Below are 12,657 nucleotides of genomic sequence, written 5' to 3' on the forward strand. Positions count from 1 at the left end.
GTCGGTCGACGTCGATCGACATCAACCGACGAAACGAAGCGAGCGCACATAGGTGCGCTCGCTTTCGTTTTTTTGCTGCGTCCGCCCCATCCCTCGAGGCATTCGACGCACGTACCCGTGCCTCGCTACAGCGGGGACGCCGTGCTCATGCGCACGCGTTGCGGACGCGCCAGCTTGCTCACCCCGCCTTCGCGCCTGCCGCCGAACGCTTCGCTCTCGACCTCCTCGCCGTCTGCTGCCTCGCTCGCATCGACATGTTCGAATTGCGATGAAACCGGCGCGCTCACCGGCGGCGCCGAACCATCCTTGAGCCACAGCTCGCCAAGCGTGCCGTTCGGCGTCTGGCTGAAGTGCTCGACGAGGTGATCGATGAACGTGCGCACCTTGGCCGGCAAGTGACGGCGGCTCGGGTATCCGATGTTGATCTCGACCTGCGGCAACCGGTAGTCGGACAGAACGCGCACGAGATTGCCGCGCGTCGTATCGCTTCCGATCAGGTAGCTCGGCAAGATCGCGATGCCCATGTCGAGCAGCGCGAACTGACGCAGCATCTCCGTGTTGTTCGCAACGATGACGTTGGACGGCCGCACCCGCACCTCGCCTTCCGGCCCCGTGAACACCCGCTCATCGCCCCAATATTCGGTCGGCAGGCTCAAGCACGCGTGATCGAGCAACGCCTCCGGCCGCGTGGGCGTGCCGTGCTTTTCCAAATAGGCGGGCGTGGCGCAAACGATCATGCAGCCCGTCGTGAGCCGGCGCGTCACGATGCTGGCACTGCGTACTTTTTGGGCAATGACGATGCCGACGTCGAACCCTTCTTCGACGAGATCGACGCTGCGGTCCACGAGCGTGAGATCCGGCACGACTTTCGGGTAGCGCTGGGTGTAGGTCTGCAGCACCGGGGCGAGATTGTGCAGACCGAATACCACGGGCGCGACGATGCGTAGCGTGCCGACGGGCTCGTGATTGCGTGCGACGACCATCTGCTCGACGTCTTCGAGCTCATCGAGAATCTGGCGGGCGCGTTCCAAATAGACCTGGCCCGATTCGGTCAGCGAGAGGCTGCGGGTGGTGCGGTTGAGCAGGCGTGTGCCGAGCCGGCCTTCGAGGTCGGCTACATGGCGCGTCGCCACGGCGTTGGAAATGTCCATCGCACTGGCTGCACGGGCGAAACTGCCGAGATCCGCCACCTTCACGAACACACGCATCGACTGCAAATGATCCATTGAGGACTCCTGCCGCTTGTTGTTACTCAGAAAAAAATTTCTGAGCCAATCCGTAATTGTCCTACGACTTTGAAACGCATGCAGAGTTGCGCGCAGGGCGACTTTTATTTCTTACCAAGAAATACGCGCTTGGACCGATTGCGGAATATGAGGGCAAAAATTGTGCTGACACGCAGCAGCACCAATGAAAAAACCGCCCGAAGGCGGTTCATCAACGTTGAAACCAGGTGCGAAAGAGGGTGATTACGGCTCCTCTCCGCCCCGAATAAACGCTCTGCTTCTCGACCTTAGGCCGAAGCCAACCGGCCCTCGATTTCGGCTTTCGTCTGCGTAAGCGCCGCGGGGAGCCGATGCCGCAACGATTCGAAGAATTCGGCGTGCAGTTCCAACTCGCGCCGCCAGTCGTTATCGTCGACTGAAATGACCTGCTCGAACTGATCGCGCGTGAAATCGAGGCCCTTCCAATCGATGTCCTCGTAGCGAGGCGATACGCCGAAGGCGTGGTCGACGCCTTCCGCTCGGCCTTCCACTCGGCTCACCATCCAGCGCAGAACGCGCATGTTTTCGCCGAAGCCCGGCCAGACGAACTTCCCGTCCGGGCCCTTGCGGAACCAGTTGACGCAGAAGATCTTCGGCAGCTTCGCCCCAAGCTTGTCGAGCCGCTCGCCCACTTTGAGCCAATGATCGAAGTAGTCGCCCATGTGATAGCCGCAGAACGGCAGCATCGCAAACGGGTCGCGCCGCACCACGCCTTGCTTGCCGGCCGCGGCAGCAGTGGTCTCGGAGCCCATCGTCGCGGCCATGTAGACGCCTTCCACCCAGTTGCGCGCTTCGGTCACGAGCGGAACCGTACCCGAGCGCCGCCCACCGAAAATGAAGGCGTCGATCGGCACGCCCGCGGGGTTTTCCCAATCGGGATCGATGGACGGACATTGCGAAGCCGGCGCCGTGAATCGAGCGTTCGGATGCGCGGCTTTGCGCCCCGTTTCCTTGGCGATCTCGGGTGTCCAATCGTTGCCCTGCCAATCGATCAAATGCGCGGGCGGGGCCTCGGTCATCCCTTCCCACCAGACGTCGCCGTCGTCCGTCAGCGCGACGTTCGTGAAGATGACATTGCCCTTGAGCGTGGCCATTGCATTGAAGTTCGTCTTTTCGCTCGTGCCGGGCGCCACGCCGAAATAGCCGGCCTCCGGATTGATCGCGTAGAGCCGGCCATCCTTGCCCGGCTTGATCCACGCGATGTCGTCGCCGATCGTCGAAATCGACCAGCCGTCCATCGCACTCGGCGGGATGAGCATAGCGAAGTTCGTCTTCCCGCAGGCCGACGGAAACGCCGCGGCCACGCGATACTTGCGGCCTTCGTCGGAGGTGACGGTCAGAATCAGCATATGTTCGGCGAGCCAACCTTCCTTGCGGCCCATCGTCGACGCGATGCGCAGCGCGAAACATTTCTTGCCGAGCAGCGCATTGCCGCCGTAGCCCGAACCGAAGCTCCAGATCTCGCGCGCTTCGGGGAAATGCACGATGTACTTCGTCGGATTGCAAGGCCACGAAACGTCCGCCTGGCCTGCCTCGAGGGGCGCGCCGACCGAGTGCACGCACGGGACGAATTCGCCGTCTTGACCGAGCACGTCGTACACGGCGCGACCCATGCGGGTCATGATCCGCATGTTGACGACGACGTAGGGACTATCGGTCAACTCGATGCCGATATGCGCGATGGGCGAACCGATCGGCCCCATCGAGAACGGCACGACGTAGAGCGTGCGCCCGCGCATGGCGCCGTCGAAAAGACCTTCGAGCGTCGTGCGCATCTCCGACGGCTCCATCCAATTGTTGGTGGGGCCCGCATCCTCTTCGTACTCCGAACAGATGAACGTGCGATCTTCGACGCGTGCAACATCGGAAGGGTCAGAGCAAGCCAGATACGAGTTCGGACGCTTCTCAGCGTTCAAACGCTTGAGCGTGCCGGCCTGCACCATTTGTTCGCACAGACGATCGTATTCCTCCTGCGAACCGTCACACCAGACGATTCGATCGGGTTTCGTCAGGGCCGCGACGCTTTGGACCCAGTCGATCAGCTTGCGATGTTTGACGTAAGCGGGCGCTTCAAGTGTGGCGACGCCTCCAAAGGCGGAATGGTTCATCGAGCAGTCTCCGTTTTGTGATCGTTAAGAAGGAAACGGGCATGGCTCGCCGACGCTGCATGCGAGAGGCGCGTTCGTGCGCGTACGTTGCGCGCGCGAACGGGAGCGTCAGGAGCGGGAAAGCTTGCCGGGGAGCACGCGTGCAAATCGCGGCTTGCGCGTTCGCTCGACAAGCTGTTAAAAAGAAGCGGTCCTGCCTAGTGAAAGCCGTGAGCATCGTGACGAGGCTCGTTGCATCGCTCATGCCAGCTTGTGTTCCTGTGACAGGTTGGAACCGAGAAGCATATCACTCCGTCTATAGCGTACATCGTGCGCTGCACAACTCACCTCCCTTGCTTATGAAGATTGCCATTCTCGACGACTACCAGGACGCCGTCCGCAAACTCGAATGCTTCCACCTACTGACCCAACATGAGGTGAAAGTGTTCAATAACACCGTGCGCGGCCTTGGACAGTTGGCCAGCCGCCTCGCGGAAGTCGACGCCTTGGTGCTGATCCGAGAACGTACGCGCGTGACGTCGCAGCTGCTCGACAAGCTTCCGCATCTGCGCATGATCAGCCAGACGGGCAAGGTGTCGAACCACATCGATCTCGATGCGTGCACCGAGCGCGGCATCGCCGTGCTGGAAGGCGTCGGCTCGCCGATCGCCCCCGCCGAACTCACGTGGGCGCTGATCATGGCCGCGCAGCGCCGCATTCCGCAGTACGTCGCGAACCTCAAACAAGGCGCGTGGCAGCAATCGGGGCTCAAGACCTCGGCGCTGCCGCCGAATTTCGGCCTCGGAACCGTGCTGCGCGGACATACGCTCGGCATCTGGGGCTATGGAAAGATTGGCCGACTCGTCGCGGGCTACGGCAAAGCGTTTGGCATGCGTGTGCTCATCTGGGGCAGAGAGCATTCGCTCGAGGCCGCGAAGGCCGACGGCTATGAGGTCGCGGCAAGCCGCGAAGCGTTGTTCGAAGAGAGCGACGTTTTGACGCTCCACTTGCGCCTGCACGACGACACGCGCGGCATCGTCAAACAAGCCGACTTGCTGCGGATGAAGCCGACCGCGCTGTTCGTCAACACGAGCCGCGCCGAATTGCTCGAGGAGAATGCGCTCGTCAATGCACTGTCGCATAACCGGCCCGGCATGGTGGCGATCGACGTGTACGAAAGCGAGCCGATCCTCCAGGGCTACGGCTTGTTACGTATGGAGAATGTGATCTGCACGCCGCACATCGGCTATGTCGAGCGAGAAAGCTACGAGCTTTACTTCAGCGCGGCGTTCAAGAACATCCTCGCGTTCGATGAAGGCGACACCGCGAGCGTCGTCAATCCGGAAGCGTTGAGCGTCGTGCGCAGGCGGTGAACCGGGTTTATTGCGCGGTGAGTTCCGAGAGCTGCGGTAGCCGCTCGAGGAACGCCTCGCCGTCGGCGCGGCCCAGATCGTATGCCGGGCGCATCAGTGCGGGCTGGGTGTAGTCCCAGCTCGAGATCGGCACCTTGCGTGACGGCTGGACGTAGAGGCGTTGTTGCGCGCCGTGCGCAATCACGAAGGTTTGCGGGCGAGGATAGCGGCGCGTGACCATGACGAGCACGCGGCCGGGCGTTTCGTCGAGCGCGTCGACGGGCACGTTGTCGACCATGCCGCCGTCGAGCACGGGGCGTCCGTTGCGGCGCAGGACGGGTGTGAACGGCGGCGTACACGACGATTGCAGAATCAGATCGGCGAGTTCATCGACGACTGCACAGTCTTGCGCCCGCACGAATTCCGGGCGGAAGCCTAGCGTTCGGCCGAGCGTTGGGTGCAGGACCTTTCGGACGTGCTTGTCGATGTTGTAGGCGATGAGGCCGGCCGCGACCGAGGTGCGCGCGCCGAGCCAGCGCGGCACGCGCGAGACGCCCACGCGAATCTCGGGCGCGCTCGCGAGCTTGCCGAACGGCTCGCCGTAGATCTCGAGCAGCGCGCGGCGGTAGATCGCGTAGTGCGGGAAGACGGCGGCGCCGCGTCGCCAAAGGTTGCCCCAGTAGACGTTTTTCTTGTTGTGACGAAGCACGTCCTCGTAGTAGCGCATGACCCATTCCGAGTCGCGCGTGTAGAGCATGCAGGCTGTGGCCGCGCCGGCGGAAATGGCCGTGATGACGCGCGGCGCGAGCGCAAGCTCGGGTTGAACGACGTCCCAAAAGCCGGCCTGCCACCAGCAGCGGTTGCCGCCGCCTGCGAACACGACCTGATCGAACATGCGGATTCCTTTCTTTTCTCGTGCGGGCGGGTGCCGCTCGCATGCGGCTCGTTCTTGTCGGAGCCGGTTCGGTGATTAGTTGGTTAGTTTGCTAGTTGATGAGCGCGTAGGTGGTCGTCGCGTGCACGGCCAATTTGCCTTCCTCGTCCATGAGCTCGACCTCGCCGAAGACGAGGTTTCGCCCCATCCGCAACACGCGGGCCGTGATGAGCACGTCCCCTTTACGAACGGCGCGCATAAAGCTGATGTTCAGCGAAACGGTGGTCATCGGGCGGAACTCGCCGAGCGCCGCCGAGATGGCGACGATCATCGCCGTATCGGCCGCAGCCATGAAGACTTGCCCGCAGATCACGCCGCCCGTGTGGCGAAGCTCGCCGGAAAACGGCAAGCGCAGCGTCGCGCATTCGTCGGAGACCGACACCGGCTGGAGCGCAAGCGAACGCACCCAAGGGGCGAGAACGCGATCGAGCAAGTCGAGGACGGCGGTTTCGGTCATTTTTTGTCTCCGGTCGGCGCTTGTTGGCGGGTCGTGGCTCCGCTTCGTGTATGGCGAGAGTCGGCGCTTACTTCTCCGGCTCACGGGGCGATCGCACGGCGGTCCCGGGCACCCTCGGCGGTGGCGCCATCATACCGGGGACGGTACGTTCGTATTCAAGAACGAGGCGGAGCGGGCCGCAGTCCGAGGGGGACTGCGGCGGTAGCGCGGTGTTTTTTTCTAAAAATGACGAAAAGGGGCTAGGCAAGACCAAAAAAGTCCTGCATAATTCGCAGTCTGTTGGGGCGTTAGCTCAGTTGGTAGAGCAGCGGACTCTTAATCCGTAGGTCGAGTGTTCGAGTCACTCACGCCCCACCACCGAATTCAAGCAAAAAGCCCAGCCTCCACGGCTGGGCTTTTTGCTTTCTGGGCTTCGGGCAGGAGTGCGGCTAGGCACTTGGGGACCGCATGAATTGACGGCCCTCCAACCAAACCGGGCCGATTCAATGGCGTCCGCGAGACCCACTCACCGCACTTGCCGTCACTGTCCGGGTTCGGCTTCTAAACCTCCTTCCGACCACGTCAAACCACCTGGGCAGTGACCGCGCCCGATATCGCACCGGTCAGCACTACCGGCGTGGCCGCACCCGGCACCGTGTTCGCCGTGACTTTCAACGGTTCACCGTCTCCCAGCGCGACATCCTCGCGTACGTCGATGTTCCGGTAATAAGTATCGGTTCCCGGAAGGTTGCGTGCCAAGACGAGCCCATTTAACAATCCATTGACGAATGTATGAGATTGCGCCGGACGAATCTCGGTCAAATGAGCCCCCACATGGATGACGAGCGTTTCATCCTCGAGCCGATTGATGATCTTGGTGTTTCGAAGCGTTATACCCTGTGGGGTTCTACCCATGTTATTGAACGCGGCAGTTCGGATCAAGATCCTGAATTGTCGTTTAAGCGCATCGGATACCCTGGTAGTCAATGTGGCCGTGTTGATTCCGCCGGCTCCAACCGGGAGGCGACCCGGTCCCGCGCGAAGCTCAATCGCAAATGCATTACTTATGGAGCACGTAAAGTTTCTATGGAAGCCAGGCCCCCTATCCACGCCGACGACGATCTTATTATCGGCATGCCACGAAAAATGATATGGTGCGTTAATGTCGGTGTAGACGCCAGGCCGCCTTGTTTTCGTGTACAGATCCCGCGCTTGTTGCGGGTTTATAACCGCATCCATGACCCCGATCCTTTAAATAGTTGTTAGCGCAGTTGTTTATCAACAGCTCCACGCCCCATCTTGTCGACGCGATTCACGAGCCGCCACTTCAATTTGGCTGGCGGCTTTGGCGACCAGAAGCGTTTCGCTAGTGATTGTATAACCGCATCCATTCGGTCGCAGAGTGTCGCGGTACTCGCTTACAGTTGTCGCACTGGGTTGCCACGGGTTCTCCCCATCAGCCAACGATCTGTTCTGGGGCCGGGAGGACGCGCGCAGAGCGCATCGAAAAGTCGAACTCGATTCCCGAGCTTCGCGAGTGAGGTCGTCGATCGCGTTGAACGGCCGGATACTTAGGCCATCTTCGAACAGGGTTTCCAACCACGCCAAGCTGGTTTTCGAGCAAGCCTTAATTCCCCCCCCCCCGCAAGCAACCGATTTAGGCCCAAGATCCTGCTTCACGCCACGCTCGGCGTTCAGAATGGCCACCAGCCGACGCAGCTCTCGCCTCGTGCTGGCGTCCGATTTTTTGAACCGGCTACGCCACGACTTGACGTCGGTGGCCTGCGGCTGCTATGTCTCACCCTTCGGCGGCGCCATCGCCCGCAGCGGCGCGAGCAAAGGGTTCCGCTGTTCGTCGGTGGCAGACGTCGATTCGAGCCGGGCGGCGACGTCGCGCCACAACTGCCGATGCTGGATCGCGACGATCTGCCGAAGCGTACGGGCCAGGATCTGCGTCTTGCCGCCGCCGACGCCACCGGAAATCAGCACGTGCTCCGTCATGTTGTCTTTCGACAGGGCGAGCGACGGGTGCAGCCAAATGTACAGCTTAATCGCGTTCGATTCGATCTGCGCCGTCCGTTCGGCGTCGGCGCCGCGCAGCAGGCGCTCGCCCGACGCGTGGATCAGCCGATCGCGCGGGCGCAACGCCAGCCTGGTCACGTAAGCCCGCGACGATCAGGGCAAGCCCGCCGGCGAACAGTAGCCGGGCGTAGAACATGGCGAACGGCAACTGCTGGACGAGCGACGCGTAGGCCGACACCTGCGGGCCGAAGGACCGACCGTGCGACCGCAGCGCGAACGGGATCTCGAGCCAGAGCATGAGGTGAAGCTTCAACGGCAGCGGCACGACCTGACCGCTCGGGCCGATGTCAGCGGTGAACGCGCTGCCGAACACGGGCAACCTGTGCCACAGCCCGCCGATCAGCGCCAGGGCGAGGACGATAAACGTCAGCGCGCCGAGCACCAGCGCTTCGCCAACGTAGCCGACGGGCGTGCTCGGCGGAAGGTTTTGCGGCAGCGGTCCAAACCAGTGAGTCCAGATCGGAGTGTCGGAGGGATGGGGAGGCTTGCTCATGGGCGTGCTCGAACGTTGATCCTTTTTCAACGTAAGGGACGCATGGGAGTGCAGCCATCACGACAGTGTGCTCCACGATGAGCGGTCTATCGGACTCATACAATGTGTTTCACGGGCGGCGAGACGTGAACAGCGTCGCGGCCGCCTGTGCAGAAGGTGCTTGATCTTCGGATTGCGTATCTCAGGCATTCGTGAGCATCTGATCTGGGACGCGACGCTAGCGATTGTGAAGTCAGCATTCATTCGGGGGGAGTGACGCCGGCGCGACTTGTACGATGTCAGCTAGTTGGCAACCGCGTGCAGTCTTGGCAGCTTCCACGACTGGCTCTTCGCCATGCGCAAGCTCAACGTGCGCTTGAGCTTATCAAGAAATGGACGAAGGCGAATTTCATTCCTCACATTCGCGTCCTCGTCCGCAGAGGTGACGATATTGACCGCAATTTCCGAATAGAGCTCCATCGCTTTCTTCGCGTACTTGGCAAGCGCGTTGCGAAAATCTTCCGTGTCCATCCTCGCAAGAGACAACCTGGTCAGATCAGACCCACATTGATCAATCAATGTGCTCGCGACGTAGATTCCCCAAGGCGTACCGTGAATCCCTAGAATCGATTTCATCACCGGATCGTCACCGCCGTCGTTCCCTTTCAACAACTCGATGCGCTCACGTTCCACCTCTTGGGCCAACAGCCATGCCAAGAACACGCGCTCAGCCTGCAATCCTCTGGGAAATATCACCTTATACGAGCGGTCGAACAGGTCACTCTTTCGACGAACGGCATCAAGAATTGTGTCCTCAGACACGGCTGCAAGGTACTGAGCAACTCGGTCGAGCTCGATTTTCTTCGGATTCCGCGCCAGTCTTGCACCTTCTTGCTTGGGCGCATACGAGTATCCAACCTTATCGAACGACTGCCGCAACGCCTCTTGAATCGGGTCAAGCAGACGGACGGAGGAAAGCTTCACCGGGTTTTGCGTGTTGTTGTATCTGACGATGTCCGTTAACAGCGCCTTCTTTGCGGCAACAACCCGGACCAAAACTTGTGCGGCAGCAGCGTTGTCCGACTCCTCAATGGCTTTTGTCAGACTGACCGTCGTCTGGCAGCCGTTCACAATCGAGAAGTAGCGAAGCTTGTACCGCGTCCCGGTCATACCCTCAAACGTCTCGGCGACGATGGTAATACCGTTATTCAATGCCCAGAAATGGCCCTCCCTGTTGATCGCGGTTTCGATCATCTTTTCATTGATGCCGCCCTTTCGTTGACCAATGAACAAGCGAACATTTCCCTCAAATAGTTGGTTTCCGTACTTCCCGTACCAACGAGCGAGTTCGCTGGCGGGAACGGCACCGACGATGGCTTGACCAAATTCACCCTTGATCGTGGCAATCCCTCCACTGTTGAAATTAAGGGTGTCCTCAGGCACTGTCCGGTCAGTCGTTTTCGCGATCAGGTACTTGTCATAGAGAGTATCTTGATGCTCATAGAAGAACGAGACGTTCGATCCGTAGGTCTTTGACCGAACTGTTGCGTCTCGCTGTCGCGCGATCTGTTCAGACTTGGATGCGAGTGTTACTAAACCGAAGACCAAGGAATAGTTCTGCGCATCGGGATCCTGGAGTAAGGCGTATATATCCGATCGACCGCTATGTTGAAATGAGATCGGATCTCGAATGCTCGCGATAGCCGCGACCAGCGCGTTCCACTTTCTAATGCTGGCTGACCGTTCAGGTCTGTCAGAAACGTAGCCTTGAAGTACGTAGATGGTTTCGTGCTCGGCATCAATGTAGATGAAGTCGCACCCGTTGTCCTCAGGCCCGTCAACGGTTGCTGCGTCAATCGCTTCGTCCTCATCAATACCGAGAAGCGTAGCCGCGTACCAAGCAGTGATCGCACGATCCCGCGTGATCCCGCCTCGAGAAGCGATCTCGTCAATCGCCGCGAATAGCTCTTTGCGAGTGTCTCCCACTCCGGTCTTTCCCGTGTTTGGCTTACTGCCCCTGGTCGTCTTCGCTGTAGCCATTTCTTCCCCTTGGACCATGTTTAGAAAACAAACGTAATTGGAGTTCTCCGCCGCCATACCCGATCCGCCATCCATCGCTTGTCTCGACGCATCTGCATCCGGGCGACAATACCAGAATTCTCCGTAATGAAATCAGTACGTGATTGCGGCGCGCGAAGTTTCCAGCCGTCTTTGACGAGGCAGGCGATGTGCTTGCGAAGATCTTTCGAGCTGCTGTAGTAAACCATGATGGGCTCCTCGAAGGTGAATGGCAACGTGCCCCTCGTACCGAGAAACCCATCTTTCTCAATTGGGCACGACCGGCATGATGGCGCTAGACAGCGTCGCAGTCGGGCGCGTACTCGACGTTCGTCATGCCCATCGGCCTGGGCGATCACGGCGTCCGCGATCTCGCACAGCTCTCGTCCCCCCTGCGGGCAACGGTATGCCGCCATGCGATCCCGCATGCGTTCGTCCGAGCCGAATACCCAGGCGTGGCGGCGCTCACTGTCCGGTAGTGCGATCAGCGTGGTGTCTTCCCACTCGGCATGATCGCTGTCGGTCGCCTGGTAATACTCTTCGAAATCGCGCAGGAAGGGTAAGCGTCAACTCGGCACCGTCTTGACGAAGGTCTCGATCTGAGAAGCGATACTCGCCGGATCATCAAGGCGCAGGCGGATGTGCCACTCGTCTGTGGGGGTAAGCGCTACGAAGAGCGAGAGTCCGTCGTCGTGCGGCACAAACGCATACCCCAGGAATGCCCACGTCTCTCCAGGTGGGTGTATATCGCCGTCGAAGTCGGTGAACTCTTGTACGACCGTATAGCGCGCCCCCGCTTCCAAATGCTTGTACGCGTGACCGCAATTCACCTCGCTGAGATGTTGACTCCAGTGACCCCGCGGTTTTGGGCCTATCATCATAGTCCTCTGATTCGTTGCTTATAGGGACGATCCGACGTTCCACGGCAAGAGCTCGTCGACTCGGTTGATCGCGTGATCGGCGATGCGGGCAAGCACGAAGCGCAGATAGGCCTCGGGATCGATGTCGTTGAGCTTTGCTGTCCCGATGAGGCTGTAGATCGCGGCGGCGCGTTCACCGCCGGAATCGGCGCCGGCGAACAGGTAATTCCGCCTGCCGATGGCTACTCCACGCAATGCTCGTTCGACCGGCAGGTTATCGATCTCGAGCCGGCCGTCGTCGCAATAACGCGTGAGCGCGTCCCATCGATTCAGCGCATAGAGAATCGCCCGACTCGTATCGGATTTCTTTGAGAGTGTCTCCAGCGTGGCGGTGAGCCAAGCGTGAAGCTGATCGAGAAGCGAGCGCGCGTGTTCTTCTCTATACGCGCGACGCTCATCTGGCGGTTTGCCGCGTATCGCGCCCTCGATCTTGTATAACGCGCCGATACGCTCGAGCGCTTCGGTGTTCAATGCGTTCGGGCGCGCCGCGTGTAACTCATAGAACTGGCGTCGGGCATGCGCCCAGCAGGCAGCTTCCCTCACGCGGCCGGTCTCGTAGATGGCCTGGTAGCCGCCATAGGCGTCAGCTTGCAGCGTACCGCTGAACGACTCGAGATGTTGTCGCGGATGGATGCCTTTGCGATCCGGCGTGTAGGCGAACCATACGGCTGGCGGCGTGATATCCGCCGATGATCGATCGTCACGCACATAGACCCACAAGCGCCCAGTCTTCGTCTTGCCGTTGCCCGGTTCGAGCACTGGGACCGGCGTATCGTCGGCATGCAGCTTCTTCGCGGCCATCACATGACGGCGTAATGCATCGACCAGTGGTTGCAAGAGCGTCGCGCCGTGACCAACCCACTTGGCGAGCAGCGAGCGATCGAGTTCGACACCCTCACGGGCATAAATGACCGACTGCCGATACAACGGGAGATGGTCTGCGAACTTCGAGACGAGCACGTGCGCTAACAGCCCGGGGCCTGCGAGCCCGCGCTCGATGGGACGACTTGGCGCTGCTGCCTGTGCGATGTGATCGCAGCACGCGCAGGCG

Annotated in this window: 11 protein-coding genes and 1 tRNA gene; 2 read left to right on the plus strand and 10 right to left on the minus strand. The window is 60.4% G+C overall.

Annotated features, from left to right (window positions below; translation table 11 throughout):
* Positions 1-125: 125 nt before the first annotated feature.
* Complete coding sequence (locus ACTHNR_RS14640; protein WP_440548378.1) at positions 126-1,226, minus strand: LysR family transcriptional regulator; 1,101 nt, start codon at positions 1,224-1,226, stop codon at positions 126-128.
* A 287-nt stretch (positions 1,227-1,513) separates the two neighbouring features.
* Positions 1,514-3,373, minus strand: a complete 1,860-nt coding sequence (locus ACTHNR_RS14645; protein WP_440548379.1) for a phosphoenolpyruvate carboxykinase (GTP) — start codon at positions 3,371-3,373, stop codon at positions 1,514-1,516.
* A 338-nt stretch (positions 3,374-3,711) separates the two neighbouring features.
* Here ACTHNR_RS14645 and ACTHNR_RS14650 point away from each other — a divergent pair, with 338 nt between their 5' ends.
* The gene (locus ACTHNR_RS14650) at positions 3,712-4,725 is read left to right on the plus strand and encodes a D-2-hydroxyacid dehydrogenase family protein (RefSeq protein WP_440548380.1); all 1,014 of its coding nucleotides are present in this window, start codon (positions 3,712-3,714) and stop codon (positions 4,723-4,725) included.
* Positions 4,726-4,732: 7 nt separating this feature from the next.
* On the opposite strand, the gene ACTHNR_RS14655 is transcribed toward ACTHNR_RS14650, so the two are convergent.
* Together ACTHNR_RS14655 and ACTHNR_RS14660 are read right to left on the minus strand one after the other, a co-directional pair.
* The gene (locus ACTHNR_RS14655) at positions 4,733-5,599 is read right to left on the minus strand and encodes a patatin-like phospholipase family protein (RefSeq protein WP_440548381.1); all 867 of its coding nucleotides are present in this window, start codon (positions 5,597-5,599) and stop codon (positions 4,733-4,735) included.
* Between the two features lie 91 nt (positions 5,600-5,690).
* Entirely contained in the window at positions 5,691-6,095 is a 405-nt protein-coding gene (locus tag ACTHNR_RS14660; RefSeq protein ID WP_440548382.1) for a PaaI family thioesterase, read from the minus strand.
* A gap of 281 nt (positions 6,096-6,376) precedes the next feature.
* Here ACTHNR_RS14660 and ACTHNR_RS14665 point away from each other — a divergent pair.
* Positions 6,377-6,452, plus strand: a tRNA-Lys gene (locus ACTHNR_RS14665).
* Between the two features lie 204 nt (positions 6,453-6,656).
* On the opposite strand, the gene ACTHNR_RS14670 is transcribed toward ACTHNR_RS14665, so the two are convergent.
* The 6 genes from ACTHNR_RS14670 to tnpC all read right to left on the minus strand — a co-directional run.
* Positions 6,657-7,313, minus strand: a complete 657-nt coding sequence (locus ACTHNR_RS14670; RefSeq protein ID WP_440548383.1) for a hypothetical protein — start codon at positions 7,311-7,313, stop codon at positions 6,657-6,659.
* A 552-nt stretch (positions 7,314-7,865) separates the two neighbouring features.
* Positions 7,866-8,234, minus strand: a complete 369-nt coding sequence (locus ACTHNR_RS14675) for a type IV secretion system DNA-binding domain-containing protein (RefSeq protein WP_440548384.1) — start codon at positions 8,232-8,234, stop codon at positions 7,866-7,868.
* Positions 8,122-8,649: a hypothetical protein gene (locus ACTHNR_RS14680; protein WP_440548385.1), complete on the minus strand. Its 528-nt coding sequence runs from the start codon at positions 8,647-8,649 to the stop codon at positions 8,122-8,124. The genes ACTHNR_RS14675 and ACTHNR_RS14680 overlap by 113 nt, the downstream gene beginning before the upstream one ends.
* A 282-nt stretch (positions 8,650-8,931) precedes the next feature.
* Positions 8,932-10,668, minus strand: coding sequence for an AIPR family protein (locus ACTHNR_RS14685; protein ID WP_440548386.1), 1,737 nt, complete (start codon positions 10,666-10,668; stop codon positions 8,932-8,934).
* 20 nt (positions 10,669-10,688) lie between these two features.
* Complete coding sequence (locus ACTHNR_RS14690) at positions 10,689-10,895, minus strand: hypothetical protein (RefSeq protein WP_440548387.1); 207 nt, start codon at positions 10,893-10,895, stop codon at positions 10,689-10,691.
* Between the two features lie 690 nt (positions 10,896-11,585).
* Positions 11,586-12,657: IS66 family transposase (gene tnpC / locus ACTHNR_RS14695; protein WP_440548388.1), on the minus strand; the 1,072-nt coding region annotated here is incomplete at its 5' end.

Origin of the sequence: Trinickia sp. (genome assembly GCF_051954495.1) — a bacterium.
Taxonomy (GTDB): Bacteria; Pseudomonadota; Gammaproteobacteria; order Burkholderiales; family Burkholderiaceae; genus Trinickia.

Excerpts from the sequence above, each read along its gene's own strand:
- ACTHNR_RS14640 (WP_440548378.1), bottom strand. The coding sequence starts at position 1,226 with ATGGATCATTTGCAGTCGATGCGTGTGTTCGTGAAGGTGGCGGATCTC.
- ACTHNR_RS14645 (WP_440548379.1), bottom strand. The coding sequence starts at position 3,373 with ATGAACCATTCCGCCTTTGGAGGCGTCGCCACACTTGAAGCGCCCGCT.
- ACTHNR_RS14650 (WP_440548380.1), top strand. The coding sequence starts at position 3,712 with ATGAAGATTGCCATTCTCGACGACTACCAGGACGCCGTCCGCAAACTC.
- ACTHNR_RS14655 (WP_440548381.1), bottom strand. The coding sequence starts at position 5,599 with ATGTTCGATCAGGTCGTGTTCGCAGGCGGCGGCAACCGCTGCTGGTGG.
- ACTHNR_RS14660 (WP_440548382.1), bottom strand. The coding sequence starts at position 6,095 with ATGACCGAAACCGCCGTCCTCGACTTGCTCGATCGCGTTCTCGCCCCT.
- ACTHNR_RS14670 (WP_440548383.1), bottom strand. The coding sequence starts at position 7,313 with ATGGATGCGGTTATAAACCCGCAACAAGCGCGGGATCTGTACACGAAA.
- ACTHNR_RS14680 (WP_440548385.1), bottom strand. The coding sequence starts at position 8,649 with ATGAGCAAGCCTCCCCATCCCTCCGACACTCCGATCTGGACTCACTGG.
- ACTHNR_RS14685 (WP_440548386.1), bottom strand. The coding sequence starts at position 10,668 with ATGGCTACAGCGAAGACGACCAGGGGCAGTAAGCCAAACACGGGAAAG.
- ACTHNR_RS14690 (WP_440548387.1), bottom strand. The coding sequence starts at position 10,895 with ATGGTTTACTACAGCAGCTCGAAAGATCTTCGCAAGCACATCGCCTGC.